16 protein-coding genes are annotated in these 14757 nt (G+C 63.8%); 13 read left to right on the top strand and 3 right to left on the bottom strand.

Annotated features, from left to right (window positions below; translation table 11 throughout):
• The first annotated feature begins 19 nt into the window (after positions 1–19).
• The 9 genes from FPZ08_RS20765 to FPZ08_RS20805 all read left to right on the top strand — a co-directional run bounded on the left by FPZ08_RS20765 (position 20) and on the right by FPZ08_RS20805 (position 7049).
• On the top strand, positions 20–931 hold the full coding sequence (locus FPZ08_RS20765) for a LysR family transcriptional regulator (RefSeq protein ID WP_186767113.1): 912 nt from the start codon (positions 20–22) through the stop codon (positions 929–931).
• 101 nt (positions 932–1032) lie between these two features.
• Complete coding sequence (locus FPZ08_RS20770; protein WP_146292483.1) at positions 1033–1413, top strand: hypothetical protein; 381 nt, start codon at positions 1033–1035, stop codon at positions 1411–1413.
• 51 nt (positions 1414–1464) lie between these two features.
• A complete protein-coding gene (locus FPZ08_RS20775) occupies positions 1465–1950 on the top strand; it encodes a copper chaperone PCu(A)C (RefSeq protein WP_146292485.1) in 486 nt (161 codons plus the stop codon).
• Positions 1950–2540: an SCO family protein gene (locus tag FPZ08_RS20780; protein ID WP_146292486.1), complete on the top strand. Its 591-nt coding sequence runs from the start codon at positions 1950–1952 to the stop codon at positions 2538–2540. The genes FPZ08_RS20775 and FPZ08_RS20780 overlap by 1 nt, the downstream gene beginning before the upstream one ends.
• Positions 2541–2702: 162 nt before the next feature.
• Complete coding sequence (locus FPZ08_RS20785) at positions 2703–3623, top strand: siderophore ABC transporter substrate-binding protein (RefSeq protein WP_146292488.1); 921 nt, start codon at positions 2703–2705, stop codon at positions 3621–3623.
• A gap of 161 nt (positions 3624–3784) precedes the next feature.
• Complete coding sequence (locus FPZ08_RS20790) at positions 3785–4747, top strand: ABC transporter permease (protein ID WP_146292490.1); 963 nt, start codon at positions 3785–3787, stop codon at positions 4745–4747.
• 46 nt (positions 4748–4793) lie between these two features.
• Positions 4794–5750, top strand: a complete 957-nt coding sequence (locus FPZ08_RS20795; protein WP_146293379.1) for an iron chelate uptake ABC transporter family permease subunit — start codon at positions 4794–4796, stop codon at positions 5748–5750.
• Positions 5747–6505, top strand: a complete 759-nt coding sequence (locus FPZ08_RS20800; RefSeq protein WP_146292493.1) for an iron ABC transporter ATP-binding protein — start codon at positions 5747–5749, stop codon at positions 6503–6505. The genes FPZ08_RS20795 and FPZ08_RS20800 overlap by 4 nt, the downstream gene beginning before the upstream one ends.
• Before the next feature lie 145 nt (positions 6506–6650).
• The gene (locus tag FPZ08_RS20805) at positions 6651–7049 is read left to right on the top strand and encodes a VOC family protein (RefSeq protein WP_146292495.1); all 399 of its coding nucleotides are present in this window, start codon (positions 6651–6653) and stop codon (positions 7047–7049) included.
• A 151-nt stretch (positions 7050–7200) separates the two neighbouring features.
• Here FPZ08_RS20805 and FPZ08_RS20810 read toward each other — a convergent pair whose 3' ends face one another.
• The 3 genes from FPZ08_RS20810 to FPZ08_RS20820 form a co-directional block, all read right to left on the bottom strand.
• Positions 7201–8757 (bottom strand): coiled-coil domain-containing protein, encoded by a 1557-nt coding sequence (locus tag FPZ08_RS20810; RefSeq protein ID WP_146292497.1) that lies wholly within the window; start codon positions 8755–8757, stop codon positions 7201–7203.
• A 4-nt stretch (positions 8758–8761) separates the two neighbouring features.
• Positions 8762–9655, bottom strand: coding sequence for a DUF6384 family protein (locus tag FPZ08_RS20815; protein WP_146292499.1), 894 nt, complete (start codon positions 9653–9655; stop codon positions 8762–8764).
• Between the two features lie 76 nt (positions 9656–9731).
• Positions 9732–10958 carry a cell surface protein gene (locus FPZ08_RS20820; protein ID WP_425457558.1) on the bottom strand — a complete coding sequence of 409 codons (1227 nt, stop codon included), beginning with the start codon at positions 10956–10958 and terminating at the stop codon, positions 9732–9734.
• 240 nt (positions 10959–11198) lie between these two features.
• On the opposite strand from FPZ08_RS20820, the gene FPZ08_RS20825 reads away from it, so the two are divergent.
• From FPZ08_RS20825 to FPZ08_RS20835, 4 genes are all read left to right on the top strand, one after another.
• On the top strand, positions 11199–11663 hold the full coding sequence (locus tag FPZ08_RS20825) for an SRPBCC family protein (RefSeq protein WP_186767114.1): 465 nt from the start codon (positions 11199–11201) through the stop codon (positions 11661–11663).
• A 115-nt stretch (positions 11664–11778) separates the two neighbouring features.
• The gene (locus FPZ08_RS22715) at positions 11779–11901 is read left to right on the top strand and encodes a hypothetical protein (RefSeq protein WP_281285645.1); all 123 of its coding nucleotides are present in this window, start codon (positions 11779–11781) and stop codon (positions 11899–11901) included.
• A gap of 199 nt (positions 11902–12100) precedes the next feature.
• On the top strand, positions 12101–13090 hold the full coding sequence (locus FPZ08_RS20830) for a BMP family lipoprotein (protein WP_425457616.1): 990 nt from the start codon (positions 12101–12103) through the stop codon (positions 13088–13090).
• Between the two features lie 28 nt (positions 13091–13118).
• On the top strand, positions 13119–14729 hold the full coding sequence (locus tag FPZ08_RS20835; RefSeq protein WP_146293383.1) for an ABC transporter ATP-binding protein: 1611 nt from the start codon (positions 13119–13121) through the stop codon (positions 14727–14729).
• Positions 14730–14757 lie beyond the last annotated feature (28 nt).

Raw genomic sequence — 14757 nt, forward strand, 5'->3', positions numbered from 1 at the left:
GCCAAATCAGGGAGACGACATGGCACCATTCGACAGCGTCACGGCGCGCCTCATCCTTTTGCTGGCCGAAACCGGCTCGATCGGCCGCGCTGCCGAGCGCGAGGGCATTGCCTCTTCGGCGGTGAGCCGCCGCGTATCCGATCTCGAAAGCCGGCTCGGCGTCGTGCTGTTCGATCGCTCGGCCCACGGCGTCAGGCTCACCAGCGCAGGCGAATCCTATGCCGAAGGCTGCCGCACCGTGCTCCGCGCCATTGCCGATCTCGATGCCGTCATGGCCGATTTCGGCGCCGGCCTGCGCGGCAGCCTGCGCCTGGCCTGCACCAGTTCGGCCCTCACCGGCCGCCTGCCGGAACTCTTGGCGCGCTACGCCGCCAAGCATGACGGCATCGTCCTCGACATCCAGGAAATGGGCGCCGCCAAGGCGCTGCTGGCGCTGGACGAGGGCAGGGCGGATATCGCCATTGTCTCGGACAATTACGATTTCACCCGCTTCGAGATCAAAGCCTTCGAGGATGATCGCGTCTGGGTCCTGGCCCCGCCCGATCACCCGCTCGCCGGCCAGATCGAGCCGCGCAAGGATATCGGCTTCGGCACTGTGATCGATTACCCGATCGTCGGCATCCATCAGGCCGGCTCGCTCGATCGGCTGGTGGCCGAAGCGGCCCGCAAGGCCGGCAAGCCGCTAGCCGAAAGCGTTCGCGTCGAGAGCTTCCCCGCTTTGGTCCGCATGGTCGAAGCCGGTTTCGGCATCGGCTTCCTGCGCTCCACCAGCCTCCACCTGCTGGCCGGCACCGACCTCGTCTGCGCGCCCCTGGCCGAGCCTTGGGCCCTGCGCCAACTGCTCGTCGCCCGTCGCAAGACCTCGCCCCTCTCAGCCGCCATGAAGAGTTTCATCGCCCTGTGCAGCGAAACCTATGTGCCAAGCGTCTAGGTGGTTGCGTCGAGATATCCCCGGTCTCGGAACCGGGTGTATTCTTGCTTGCGACACTTGATCCCTTTCGCCTTCCGCCCCGCCGTCCTATGAGTAGCCACATGCACCAGACTCGCAGCATCGGCAGGGAGATCGGGACGGCTTTCGCCGTGCTGGCTATCTATCTGCTGACGGTGCTGGCGCCGATGCACCATGCCCGCGCCAGCCAGCTCGCCTTCGAAGAGCTGGGCTATGCCACGATCGAAGCCAGCTGGGTGCTCTGTACGCCATCAGGCATCGACGGCCAGGACAATGACGTTCTCGTCGCCAAATGCCCGGCGACCGGTGTCGGCAAGACCGACCTGGTCCTGCCCACGCTCGACGCCGTGCCGGTCAGCCACCAAATCGCACTGGCCGCCTCGATCGCCACGACGTTCCCGGCTTTCCTGCCGCGCACCATCGCGCCGCCATCCGGCCCGCGCGCCCCTCCGGTTTCGGTCTGACCCACCCGCCTTGCGGCCGTCCAGATCACTCAAAATCACCGGAACATCATCATGATCAAACTGCTTCGCGCTGCCCTTGCGGCCGCCATCCTCGTCGCCACGCCCGCTTTCGCCCATAATGGCGTCACCCATCTCGGCGACATCAACATCTCGCTGCCCTTCACCCGCGCCACCCTGCCCAACGCGCCGGTGGCCGGCGGCTTCCTCACCATCGAGAATATCGGCACCGAGCCGGACCGCCTGGTCTCGGTCACGTCAGACATTGCTGGCGAAACCCAGATCCATGAAATGGCCATGCAGGGCGACGTCATGAAGATGCGCCCCCTCGCCGATGGGCTCGAAATCCCGGCCGGCGAAACCGTCGTTCTCGCCCCCGGCGGCTTCCACATCATGTTCATGGGCCTCAAGCAGACCCTGGTCGAAGGCGAAACCGTCGCCGTCACCCTGACCTTCGAAAAGGCCGGCTCGGTCGAAATCCTGCTGCCGGTCGAAGCCGCCGCGGCCGATGCGCCGACGGCCATGGAGCATGCACACTGATGGCTCTCCGCACCATCCGTACCTGGCTCTGGGTGGCGGTCATCGCGCTGGCGCTGACGGGAGGCACGGCTGCCTTCCTGCTGCGCCAGTCGCCGCCCGCCAGCGGCTTCGGCGTCGCCCAGTTCGACCTGGTCGACCAGAATGGCAAGCCGGTCGATGAGACCGTCTTTGTCGGCCACCCCTCGGCTTTGTTCTTCGGCTTCACCCATTGCCCCGAAGTCTGCCCCACCACCCTGGCCGAAATGAGCGCCTGGTTCGACGCCCTGGGCGATGACGGCGCCGACCTCCGCGCCTGGTTCGTCAGCATCGACCCCGAACGCGATACGCCCGAAGTGCTGGGCGATTATGTGAGCTGGGTCAGCGACCGCATCACCGGCATTACCGGTGCGCCCGATCAGATCGATGTTCTGGCCGATGCCTGGGGTGTGTTCCACGAAAAGGTGCCGCTGGAAGGCGGCGACTACACCATGGACCACACTGCCTCGGTCTTCCTGCTCGATGCCAACGGCCAGTTCCAGGGCACCATCGCCTACCGCGAGGATATGGCGACGGCTTTGGGCAAGCTGCGCAACCTGCTCGCCAAGTCCTGATACGCGTGCCCGATCCGATTAAGTTCGGGTCGGGCAATTTAAAGATGACAGGCTGCGTCATATTATCTTTTGACTCCGCCAATCGCTGTGGCTACGAAACCGGACAGACGCGATCATGTTTGTTCGCGCGCCCCGTTCACTGCACCCGATTGGAAGAATCAGATGCTCAACCGCTCTCCCGCCATTCTCGCCGCTTTCGTTGCCGGCGCTCTGTCACTCACGGCCATGACCGCCGTCGCGCAGGACAAGGTCATCACCCACCCGCAGGGCGAAACCACCATTTCGGGCGTGCCCGCCAAGGTGCTGGTGCAGGATTGGGCCGCCTTCGACAATCTCAACGCTCTCGGCGTGGCCGTTGCCGGTGTCCCGTCCTCCAACGGTCCGAGCTATCTCGCCGACGCCGTTCCGGCCGACGCCCTCCCACTCGGCTCGCTGTTCGAGCCTGACTTCGAAGGCATTGCCGCTGCCGAAGCCGATGTCTATTTCGTCGCCGCCCGCTCGGCCTCGGCCTACGAGACCTCCAAGGATCTGGTCCCCACCATCGATCTGAGCGTCAACAACGGCGCCATCATCGAAGGCGTCAAGGCCAACATCACCAAGCTCGGCGAAGTCTTCGACCTGCAGGACAAGGCCGCCGAACTCAACGCCGCGCTCGACGCCAAGGTCGATGAAGTCAAGGCCGCTGCCGCCGGCAAGGGCGATGCCCTGGTCCTGGTCACCAATGCCGGTAATCTGGGCGTCTATGGCCCCGATTCACGCGTCTCCTGGGTCTATAACGAAGTAGGTATCGCCTCGGCCCTCGCCGATGTGAAGGACGGCGATCATGGCGGCGATGCCGTCTCGTTCGAATTCCTGCTCGAAGTGAATCCCGACTGGGTCTTCGTCGTCGACCGCGATGCCGGTACCGGCGAAAACACCGGCGCCGCTGCTGCCCTGCTCGACAACGAGCTGTTCAACCAAACCACCGCCGCTCAGCAAGGCCACATCGTCTATCTCGACCCCCAGGCCGCCTACATCACCATGCATGGCTACCAGGGCGTGATGCTGCTGCTCGACCAGGTCCTCGCCGGTCTCAACGGCTAAGCCACAGACTCTTGCGTATGTGACTCACCCCACCCTCATTCCCTCCCCATCAAGGGGAGGGAGGCGCCAGCTCCGATGCCGGTGTTCATCGTCTCCCTCCCCCTTGTGGGGAGGGATCAAGGGTGGGGGTGAGCCACACGCACCGCATCCAAAGGAAAAGCATGCGCTGGCTCGGCCTTGCCATTGTGGTGACCATCGTTCTGGCCATCATCAGCCTCTTCGTCGGCGTCAGCGACGTGTCGCTGGGCGCGCTGCTGTCCTCCAGCCCCGAAGATCGCCCCATGCAGGTGCTGCTGATCAGCCGCATCCCGCGCACCCTCGCCATCATCCTCTCCGGCGCCTCCATGGCCATTGCCGGGCTGGTGATGCAGATGGTCGTGCGCAATCGCTTCGTCGAGCCTTCCACCGCGGGCACCACCGAATCCGCCAGCCTCGGCTTTCTCGTCATAACCCTGCTGGCACCCGGCTGGCCGCTCATGGGCAAGATGCTGGTTTCAGCGCTGTTCGCCCTGGCCGGCACGGCCCTGTTCCTGCGCATCCTGCGGTCAGTGCCCCTGCGCGACGTGCTGCTCGTGCCGCTGGTCGGCATCATGCTGGGTGGCATTATCGGCGCCGTCACCGCCTTCATCGCCTATCGCTACGGCCTCATGGCGTCGCTCCTTGCCTGGAGCATGGGCGACTTCTCCGGCATCCTCCGCGGCCGCTACGAACTGCTGTGGATTGGCCTCGCCTGCTGCATCCTCGCCTATATCGCCGCCGACCGTTTCACCGTGGCCGGCATGGGCAAGGATTTCACCACCAATCTGGGCCTCAATTACCAGCGCGTCATGGTGCTGGGGCTGATCATCGTCTCGCTGGTCAGCGCCGTCGTGCTGGTCTCGGTCGGCTCCATCCCCTTCCTCGGCCTCATCGTGCCCAATCTGGTCAGCCTGATGGTCGGTGACAATATGCGGCGCACCGTGCCCTGGGTCGCCCTGGGCGGCGCCGGTTTCGTGCTGGCCTGCGACATCATCGGCCGCATCGTGCGCTATCCCTACGAAATCCCGATCAGCGTCGTGGTCGGTGTGATCGGCAGCATGATCTTCCTGTTTCTCCTGCTCCGGACGCGCCGTTATGCTGCATGAACCGGCACGCGAGTTTGTCGAACCGCGCGGTCGTGGCGCCCGGGCCATGCGGCTCTCGCGCCCCGCTTTCGTCCTCATCGTCCTGAGCCTGCTGGCTTTGGTCTCCATCGCCTGCTTCATGACGCTCGGCGCCAAGGGCAACTGGAGCTTCGTGATCTCGTTCCGCGGCAAGAAGCTCGCCTCGCTCCTGCTCGTGGCCTATGCGGTGGCTGTCTCCACCGTCCTGTTCCAGACCGTCACCAATAACCGCATTCTGACGCCCTCCATCATGGGCTTCGACGCCCTCTATGTGCTGATCAAGACCGGCGTCGTCTTCTTCCTCGGCGTCGGCGCGCTGACATCAATCGATTCCCAGATGCAGTTCGGCCTCGAAGTGCTGGTCATGGTGGCCTTTTCCGGCCTGTTGTTCCGCTGGCTGTTCCTCGGCGAGGAAAGAAGCCTGCACCTGCTGGTGCTGGTCGGCATCGTCTTCGGCATCCTGTTCCGCAGCCTCAGCCAGTTCATGCAACGCATGCTCGATCCCGGCGCCTTCAACGTGCTGCAGGACACCTTCTTCGCCAGCTTCGCCACCACCGACCCCACCCTGTTGGCTATCTCAGCGATCATCGTCGGCCTCGTGACAATAGTGGCGCTGCGCATGCTGCACAGTTTCGATGTGCTCTCGCTCGGCCGCGCCCATGCCATCAATCTGGGCGTCGACTATCGGCGCACCGTCGTCATCATCCTGATCCTGGTGTCGATCCTCGTCGCCGTCTCCACGGCCTTGGTCGGCCCCATCACCTTCTTCGGCCTCCTGGTGGCGACGCTCGCCCATTCCCTGATCGGCAATAGCCGCCATCACTATGTGCTGCCGGCCGCCGTCCTGCTGGCCGTGGTCTGCCTCGTGGGCGGGCAGACCCTGCTCGAACGTGTCTTCGAGTTCGACACGGCCCTGTCCATCATCATCGAATTTCTGGGCGGCATCGTCTTCATCGCCCTCGTCCTGCGGAGAGCTGCCCGATGATCGTCACATCACAGGTCACCAAGTCCTATGGCGCGACCGCGGTTGTCGATGGCGTCAGCCTCACGCTGCCATCCGGCGGCATAACCTCCATCATCGGCCCCAATGGCGCCGGCAAATCGACGCTTCTCTCTATGGTCAGCCGCCTCATGGCGATGGACAAGGGCAGTGTCACCGTGGATGGGCTCGACGTCACCAGCACGCCCAGCGATGTGCTGGCGCGGCGCCTCTCCATCCTGCGCCAGGAAAACCACATGACCGCGCGCCTTACCGTGCGCGACCTCGTGAGCTTCGGACGCTATCCCTATACCAAGGGCCGCCTCACCCTGGACGACAAGCGCCATATCGACGAGGCCATCACCTATCTCAACCTGGTCGACCTGGCCGACCGCTTCCTCGACGAACTGTCAGGCGGCCAGCGCCAGCGCGCCTTCGTCGCCATGGTCCTCTGCCAGGACACCGACTACGTGCTGCTCGACGAGCCGCTCAACAATCTCGACATGAAGCACGCCATGGGCATGATGAAGCTGCTGCGCAAGGCGGCCAACGAGTTGGGCAAGACCGTGGTCCTGGTCCTGCACGACATCAATTTCGCCTCATGGTATTCCGACTACATCGTGGCCATGAAACACGGCAAGGTCGTCAATCAAGGCCCGGCCGAGCACATGATAAACCCCGCCGTGCTGTCCGAAATCTATGACATGGAGATCAAGGTCCACGAAATCGGCGGCCAGCGGATTTCGGTCTATTACGAATAGCGACGCCGCCATTCACCCATCGTGTCATTCCCGCGAGGGCGGGAATCCACCCTTTGGATGGCTCAGCAAGAATGGATTCCCGCCTTCGCGGGAATGACTCCATGGGTTAGGTTGCTTCAAATACCCATCCTGCCAGGAGCCGCCCATGAAGCCGTCGATTTCCATTATCACCATCGGCGTCGATGACCTGGAGCGGGCCTTCGCCTTCTATCGTGCCCTGTTCGACATTGCCGACGAACAGATCGGGGCAGGGGAGGACCATGTGGCCTTCTTCTTCCCCAACGACTTCTCCTTCGTGCTCTTCCCGCGCGAGCAGATCGCCCAGACGGCGGGCAAGGATGTTGCAATATCAGGCACGCCCGGCTTCGTGCTCAGCCACCAGGCCGCCAGCCCCGCCGAAGTCGATGATATCCTGCGCAGGGTCCTCGTGGCCGGCGGCGCCATCGTCACCGAAGCTACCCAGTCCGAATGGGGCTATTCCGCCTATTTCGAAGACAGCGAAGGCAATGTCTGGGAACTGATGGCCCAGCCGCCGGCGAACTGAGGCTGAGCTATCGTGCCACGCCCTCGTGGTTCGAGGCGCTGAAGAAGCGCACCTCACCATGAGGACTGTTGCTACAACGAGTTCCCAGTAGCCCTCATGGTGAGGTGCGAGCTCTTCGCGAGCCTCGAACCACGAGGGCGTGGCGCGCCGCCTAAAACCCGCCACCCGTCTTGAAGCCTGAATGCTTGCGCGTGCCCACCGAGCCGGTGCGCGGGCGTGAAAATACGCCCCCGCTCGACCCGCCGCCCCAGCCACCGCCGAAGCCGCCCTTGCTCTTGCTGCGGGATTTGCTGCTGCCGCCCCCGCCGCCAAAGCTGGAATCGGGCCAGTTGAACGTGTTGCCGCCGGCTTCGGGCCAGGGTGAATTGCTGCGCTGCCGCCCATTATTGGGCAGGCCCACGCCGCCGCCCCAGTCGGTCGTGCCGGCGCTCCAGTTCTGGCTGCGCCGCCACTGGTCCCAATAGGAGGCGGCCGAAATGCCGCCGCGCAGGAAGTCGTTGAGCACATCCCCGACCAGCTTCTCGTCGCGGAAGGTCGAGCGCGGATCGTCGAACCGCTGCTTCTTGAATTCCCACTGGATGTCTTCCAGCTCCCGCCGCCGCGCCGCCAGCGTCTTGAGGCGCTCATTCTGCTCGCGGGTTTCCCCTTGCTCCTCGCGGGCGCGGGCGCGGGCATCGTCGATCTGGGCCACGATCGTGTCGTCCTGCCCGGTGCGCGTGCGGCGCGCCTCGGCCAGGAGCGTCTGGATATCCTCCCGCCCCAGCGCCGTCGCCAGCTCGTTCAGCGCCCCTTCAAGGGCCGGATTGCCACCCTGCGACAGCACGCCGAGCGTCTTGGCGGTTTCGTCGCGCTGGTCTTCCGCCGCGACGATTTCGGCATCGAGCGCGTCGATCTTCTTCTGGCTCGCCTCCATGGCCTGGCGGATCGGCTTGCCGCCGGCAGTGTCGATCGCCGCCATTTCCAGCGTGTCGACCTCTGCTTCGGCCGCCTTGGCATTCTCGATCTGTCGCTCGGCATGCTCGCGCAGCCGCAGCGGAATTTCGTTCAGCATGGCAAAGTTCGGCCGCGCCTTCTGGAAGCCGACCAGATTGGCCACCAGGCCGTCGAAATAGCGGATGAGGTTGTTGGCGCGATAGCTGGCCGTGCCATAGCCGGCTTCCCACAGATAGATGAATAGCGGATCGTCGCGATAAGGCTTGCCCTTCTCGTCGCGGTCGGTCTCGGCCTGCTCGGTCTTGCGCATCGATTGCGCCGCCACATCGGCCAGTTCGGTCGCCCGGCTGCGCTTGGCGGCAAATTCGGGGTCCTTGGCGATTCTGTCGCCCAGCTTTGCTGCCAGCGCCTTCAGCTCGGCCTGGTGCCCCTCGAACGCCTTCAGCGTCTCCGCCCGGTCGGCGGTCAGCCTGGCCAGCGCCGCATCGATCCCGGCAACGTCCTTTTCCGCCTTGCTCAGGTCCTTGGCATGGGCCTTGAGCATATCGCGCGCCTTGTTCTCGGCCGCAGAAATGGTGCCGTCGAGTTCCCCCTGCACGGCCGGATCGAGCCGCAATTGCGCCAGCTGGCGGAACAATTCGGCCTCGTTCTCGCGGATCTTGCCCAGCTTTTCGGCCGAACGTGCCAGCCGCCGGGTGATTTCCTCTTCCTCGCGCCTGATATCGCGCATCGCCTCGTCCAGGCTCGCCAGCGCTTCGGGTCCACGGATGCTCATTGCCCTACCACCGTGTCACTGCGCCGCCGAGAACCGGCAGGCTGTATTCGACATCCAGGAAGCCGAAGCTCTTGCGGCCGACCTGGTTGAGCTGGATGATCCCGTCATCCTGCTTATCGGCGGCCACCGCCTCATAGACGCGCTCGGGCACGCGCAGGCCCCACAGGTCCACCACTTCGGTTTCCCCATTCTCCTCGTTGAGAATGGGCAGGCTCTGCACCTGGCCGTCCTCGTTCAGCGCCTCCACCACGATATAGTAGTTGGTGGCGTCGGTATTGACGTCAGGGATGGTCCAGAAGCCCGATTGCACCCCGGAGCGATTGACCACGCGCAGCGTATAGTCCTGCCGCAACTGGTCACGCAAAGCCGTCAGGTCGGTCAGCGCCCCTTCGGCCGCTTCGCGATTGCCCTCGGCGGCATAGGTCTTGCCGCGCGTGCGTAGGGCCTCCGCGTCGAGCACCGCCTGCTGCACCTTGGTTTCCTCGAAAATGGTCTGGTAGAGCCCGTCCAGTTGGGTCGGTATGCCCTCGGCCAGTTCGATCCGCGCCGCCTCGGCCACGCCGTTCTGATAGGGCTGCCACACCCCGAAATAGCCCACGCCCAGCACCAGCAGCACGGCCAGTGCCGCGACCACAGGCTTGCCCCATTTCTTGCGGCTCACATAGAGCCGCGCCAGGCTCGTGCCGAAGCCCGGGGCGGGCGGATCGTAGACGAAGCGGCTTTCCTGCAAGGCCGCCACACCCTCCTTGAGGATGTGGTCGGGCACTTCGATGCCCTGCTGGTGGTAGATGTCGCGCAGCTTGTCGATCAGCTGCTTTTCCTTGGCATCGGTGCCGAGCTCGCGCACGGCCAAATCCTGCCGGTGACGGAGCGTGTCGACCACGTCCATCGCCAGCATGACTTCATCCAGGGGCGCAGCGGGTTTCGCTGTCACGTCACTCATAACTGGCGTTCACCCTTGGTCCGATTGCCTCTCACTTCCTGGTTTCGAGCAGCAGCGCATTGCCGTCTGCCGCCAGGGCGGCCAGCCGGCGCTTGCCGTCTTCCACCGCATCGCGGATTTCGGCCGAATTCTTGGTCGAGGCCACGCGCATCTCGTTGATGATGGTGCGGCTCTTCTCCTGGAAGTTGACCACCGAATCCACCAGCTTCTTGACCGCATCGGCGCGCACCGTCGGGCCATAGCCGGCCCGGACGGCTTCCTCGGTCACCTTGTCGCCGATCTCGCTGAGGGTCTCGAGGCTCTTGCTCATCCCTTCCTTCATGGCGTTGAGCGTCTCGGTCGATTCATGCAGCCCGAACATACCGGTGAACGAGGCCGAAAGCGCCGTCAGCACCGTCTCGTTGGTCGAGAAGAAGCTGATCGACTGCTGGTAGACCCGCTCCTTGGCATTGGTCGTCTGCATCAGCCGCGCCATCACCACTTCCGACGTATTGTAGGAAATGGTCAGATTGTCCGAGAGATCCTTGGCGATCTGGTAGCGCGATTCCTCGTTCTGCATCTCGCGCAGCTTCTCGTCGCGATCCATTTCTAGGCGCGCCCGGTCGGCCGGCACGGTGCCGGTATAGCCCGACACGGCGGCCGAGGCGGTTTCGAGAATGCCCTTTTTCTCCGCCAGCCGCTTTTCGGCGGTTTCCAGCACTTCGAGCGCCATCACTTCGGATTGCTTCAGCGCGCCACGGAAGTCGCGATAGGCTTCCAGAATCGTGTGCTCGCGGTCGATCTGATCCTTAGTGTCCCGGGTAACGTCGAGATAGGTGTCGCGGATCTTGTTGAAGCGGGTGGCGATATCGCCCCGGCTCACCTTCATCCACACATTGGAGGCGCGCTCCAGCAGGTCGAGCTTGTTGTCGGCCAACTGGTCGACCATGCCCTTGGCATCGTCGCGGATCGAGTCGAATCCCTTGGTAATGTCCTCGTAGCGCTCGCCGATCTTCATGGCGGCGATCTGCTCGCGCACCACTTCGTTGAAGGCACTGGCCTGGCTCAGCGTCCGGCCGATCAGCACCACGCGGGTTTCGTCGAGTTCGGTGATCTGGCTCAACAGCCCGGTGATCGGCTGTTCGCCCTGTTGCTCGGGCCACACGCCCAGGTCGCGGATGGCGTTGACCGCCTTGTCCAGATACTGCAGCGGCTTTTCTGCCATCATGGCAACAGGCGATGCCTGGGTCTCGGTTGCAGTGGTCACTTCCTCGGCCATTCTTCGCTCCCCGTATTCTGACGCGCGCAACCGGCTGAATGCGCGGTTTGCACTTATAGATTGCCGCTACCCACCCCCTGACAATTGCAAGGCAGCGCGGCCGCAACTATTTAGACCATATTGGTGCGAAAAAGCCGCACGTAAAGAGCGGGGATGACACACCATGGCCGATACCTGTTTCACGGTGCATCAAGGCGGTATTGCGGCAATTGTGGCAATGCTTGGCCAGGGTGGCCGCTGATGGATTTCGGTGGCCGCTACCGCATCGCCGCGCCACGCGCCGCCGTCTGGGCGGCGCTCAACGATACCGCCGTGCTCAAGGCCACCATTCCGGGCTGTCACCGCATCGAATGGGCCGGTGAAACCGCGCTCGATCTCGAGATCAAGGTCAATCTCGGCGTCGCCCATCCCGTGTTCAAGGGCGAACTGCTGTTGAGCGATATCGTCCCCGCCACCCGTTATACCCTGGCGGGCCGGGGCAAGGGCGGCCTGCTCGGGCTGGCCGAGGGTTCGGCCGATATCGCCCTGGCCGACGATGGCGAGGCTACCCTCTTGGTCTTTACCGCCAAAGGCGGCGCCTCCGGCCAGATCATGCGGCTGGGCAAGGCCATTATCGGCAATTCCGCCCAGAAGGTGATCGACGGCTTCTTCGAGCGATTCGGCGAGGTCATGGGCGCGCCCGTCACCGCCCTGCCGGTAGAATAGGCGTTCCTATACCTTTCCTTAACCACGCCCGCGTCTGCCACCAAAGCATCACAATCGGCGCGCGGCCGATGCGCTAAGCATTGCCGGTCATCCCTCAAGTTTGAAGCAAATTGTCATGACCGGCCGCACCCGCGATACGCTCGCTCTCTTCGCCATCGCCTCGCTGGCCATCCTGATGGTGCTTTACGCCGATACCGATCCGGGGCAGTTGTTTCATTCCATCCTGGCGCGCTGGTAGGCGCTTGGCCGATGTGCTGCCTGCCCCTTAAGCAAGGCGGCAAAATTTTGACCAATCGGAAAAATATCCGCGATTCCCTCTTGCAGGCGGCACGTTTGCACGATTGTATCCGCTGTTAGCGCACGGAGATTGTCCGTCGGAGCCTTATGCCGACGCTCATGTGCGAGACAGGGAGACGAACTCAATGAAACTTTCCACTATCACCAAGGCCATTGCCGGCGGCGTCGCGCTGAGCGCGATCCTTACCGGTGCTGCCCTTGCCGACCCGGCCGTGATCTATGATCTGGGCGGCAAGTTCGACAAGTCGTTCAACGAAGCGGCTTACAACGGCGCCGAGGCCTGGAAGGCAGAGACCGGCGGCAACTACCTCGATCTCGAACTGCAGAACGATGCCCAGCGCGAACAGGCCCTGCGCCGCTTTGCCGGTCAGGGTGCCAATCCGATCGTGATGGCCGGTTTCTCCTGGACTGCGGCTCTCGAAGCTGTAGCCACTGAATTCCCCGACACCAATTTCGTGGTTATCGACACCGTGGTCGACCAGCCCAACGTGCAGTCGATCATGTTCGACGAGCATACCGGTTCCTTCCTGGTCGGCGCTCTGGCGGCCCTGAAGTCCGAAACCGGCAAGGTCGGCTTTGTCGGCGGCATGGACGTTCCGCTGATCCACCGCTTCTATTGCGGCTATGCCTATGGCGCCCGCGCCGTGAACCCCGATGTCGGCCTGACCGAAAACTACACCGGCACCACCCCGGCTGCCTGGAATGACCCGGTCACCGCGGGCGAGCTGGCCAAGGCCCAGATCGACAGCGGCGTCGACGTGATCTTCGCCGCCGCCGGCGGTTCGGGTCTCGGCGTGCTGCAGGCCGCTGCCGATGCCGGCAAGTTCTCGATCGGCGTCGACAGCAACCAGAACCACCTCCAGCCCGGTTCGGTCCTGACCTCGATGCTTAAGCGCGTCGATACCGCCGTGCACAACGCCTTCAACGAAGCGGGCGACGACGCCACCTTCAAGCCGGGTCGTATCGACCTGGGCCTGGCCGATGGCGGCGTGGACTATGCCGTTGACGACAACAATGCGGCCCTGATCACCGACGACATGAAGGCCAAGATCGAAGAGCTCAAGGCCGGTATCCTCGATGGCTCCGTCGAGGTTCACGACTACTACACCGACAACGCTTGCCCGCTCTAAGCAGCATTTGATGGCCGGTAACGACACCATGAACCCGCAGCGGCCGGAAACGGCCGCTGCTTCTGCCCCGGCTTCCGGCTGGGCGATCGAGCTTGAAAAGATCAACAAGCGGTTTGGCGCGGTTCACGCCAACAAGGATATCGACCTGAAAGTTCAGCGCGGCTCCATCCACGGCATTGTGGGGGAGAACGGCGCGGGCAAATCCACGCTGATGTCGATCCTCTACGGCTTCTACACCGCCGATAGCGGCACCATCCGCGTCAACGGCACCCAGCATGCGATCACCGACAGCCGCCACGCTCTGGCGCTCGGTATCGGCATGGTGCACCAGCATTTCATGCTGGTCGATAATTTCACCGTCCTCGAAAACGTCGTGCTCGGCGCCGAGGATAGCGGCCTGCTCAAGCCCAGCCTCGATCGCGCCCGCCAGGAGCTCGACCGGCTGGAGCATGAATACGACCTCGAAGTCGATCCCGATGCCACCATCGAGGATATCTCGGTCGGCCAGCAGCAGCGCGTGGAAATCCTCAAGGCGCTCTATCGCGGCGCCGAAACCCTCATTCTCGATGAGCCGACCGGGGTGCTGACCCCCAAGGAGGCCGACGACCTGTTCCGCGTGCTCCGCACTCTGCGCGAGCAGGGCAAGACGGTGATCCTCATCACCCACAAGCTGCGCGAAATCATGGCCATCACTGATAGCGTCTCGGTTATGCGTCAGGGCGAAATGGTCGCTACCCTCGAAACCGCCAAGACCAATCCCGAGGAAATCGCCGAGCTGATGGTGGGCCGCCGCGTGCTGCTGCGCGTGGAAAAAGGCCCGGCCAATCCCGGCAAGACCCTGCTCGAAGTGCAGGACCTCGTCGTGACCGACGATATGGGCGTCCCCCGCGTCAAGGGCGTGAGCTTTTCCGTTCGATCGGGTGAGATCATCGGCATTGCCGGCGTCTCCGGCAATGGCCAATCCGAATTGCTGGAATCCATCTCCGGCATGCGCGACCAGAAGGCAGGCACGGTTATCCTCAATGGCCAGCCACTCTCGCTTGCGGGCGATGACGGCGCCGCCCGTGCCCGCGCCGCCGGCCTCGCCCATGTGCCCGAAGACCGCCAGCGCATGGGCCTGGTGACCAACTTCGCCGAATGGGAAAACGCCATCCTGGGCTATCAGGACAGCCCCGAATACGGCGCCGGCGCCCTGCTCGACATTGCCGCCGCCAAGCAGGCTGCGGCCAAGCATATCGAGCTCTTCGACGTCCGCCCCGCCAATATCAATCTCAAGACCTCGCTGTTTTCCGGCGGCAACCAGCAGAAGATCGTGCTGGCCCGCGAGATGGAGCGCGACCCCGATGTGCTGGTCATCGGGCAGCCGACGCGCGGCGTCGATATCGGCGCCATCGAGTTCATCCACAAGGAAATCATCAAGATGCGGGACGAGGGCAAGGCCATCCTGCTCGTCTCGGTGGAACTGGATGAAATTCGCTCGCTTGCCGACCGCATCCTCGTGATGTTCGATGGCGTCATCGTCGGCGAGGCCGATCCGGCCACCGCCACCGAAGGCGAACTCGGCCTGATGATGGCCGGCATCAACAACAAGACCGCGCCACGCGGCCTCGGCATCGCCGAACAGGGACCCCTGCCATGAGCGCCCGTCGCCCCCTTCCGCGCTGGGC

It is taken from the genome of Devosia ginsengisoli (assembly GCF_007859655.1).
Lineage (GTDB): Bacteria > Pseudomonadota > Alphaproteobacteria > Rhizobiales > Devosiaceae > Devosia > Devosia ginsengisoli.

What these genes read in the sequence shown, in the direction of transcription:
- FPZ08_RS20765 (WP_186767113.1), top strand. Translation starts at nt 20, where the DNA reads ATGGCACCATTCGACAGCGTCACGGCGCGCCTCATCCTTTTGCTGGCC.
- FPZ08_RS20770 (WP_146292483.1), top strand. Translation starts at nt 1,033, where the DNA reads ATGCACCAGACTCGCAGCATCGGCAGGGAGATCGGGACGGCTTTCGCC.
- FPZ08_RS20775 (WP_146292485.1), top strand. Translation starts at nt 1,465, where the DNA reads ATGATCAAACTGCTTCGCGCTGCCCTTGCGGCCGCCATCCTCGTCGCC.
- FPZ08_RS20780 (WP_146292486.1), top strand. Translation starts at nt 1,950, where the DNA reads ATGGCTCTCCGCACCATCCGTACCTGGCTCTGGGTGGCGGTCATCGCG.
- FPZ08_RS20785 (WP_146292488.1), top strand. Translation starts at nt 2,703, where the DNA reads ATGCTCAACCGCTCTCCCGCCATTCTCGCCGCTTTCGTTGCCGGCGCT.
- FPZ08_RS20790 (WP_146292490.1), top strand. Translation starts at nt 3,785, where the DNA reads ATGCGCTGGCTCGGCCTTGCCATTGTGGTGACCATCGTTCTGGCCATC.
- FPZ08_RS20795 (WP_146293379.1), top strand. Translation starts at nt 4,794, where the DNA reads ATGCGGCTCTCGCGCCCCGCTTTCGTCCTCATCGTCCTGAGCCTGCTG.
- FPZ08_RS20800 (WP_146292493.1), top strand. Translation starts at nt 5,747, where the DNA reads ATGATCGTCACATCACAGGTCACCAAGTCCTATGGCGCGACCGCGGTT.
- FPZ08_RS20805 (WP_146292495.1), top strand. Translation starts at nt 6,651, where the DNA reads ATGAAGCCGTCGATTTCCATTATCACCATCGGCGTCGATGACCTGGAG.
- FPZ08_RS20810 (WP_146292497.1), bottom strand. Translation starts at nt 8,757, where the DNA reads ATGAGCATCCGTGGACCCGAAGCGCTGGCGAGCCTGGACGAGGCGATG.
- FPZ08_RS20815 (WP_146292499.1), bottom strand. Translation starts at nt 9,655, where the DNA reads ATGCTGGCGATGGACGTGGTCGACACGCTCCGTCACCGGCAGGATTTG.
- FPZ08_RS20820 (WP_425457558.1), bottom strand. Translation starts at nt 10,958, where the DNA reads ATGGCCGAGGAAGTGACCACTGCAACCGAGACCCAGGCATCGCCTGTT.
- FPZ08_RS20825 (WP_186767114.1), top strand. Translation starts at nt 11,199, where the DNA reads ATGGATTTCGGTGGCCGCTACCGCATCGCCGCGCCACGCGCCGCCGTC.
- FPZ08_RS22715 (WP_281285645.1), top strand. Translation starts at nt 11,779, where the DNA reads ATGACCGGCCGCACCCGCGATACGCTCGCTCTCTTCGCCATCGCCTCG.
- FPZ08_RS20835 (WP_146293383.1), top strand. Translation starts at nt 13,119, where the DNA reads ATGAACCCGCAGCGGCCGGAAACGGCCGCTGCTTCTGCCCCGGCTTCC.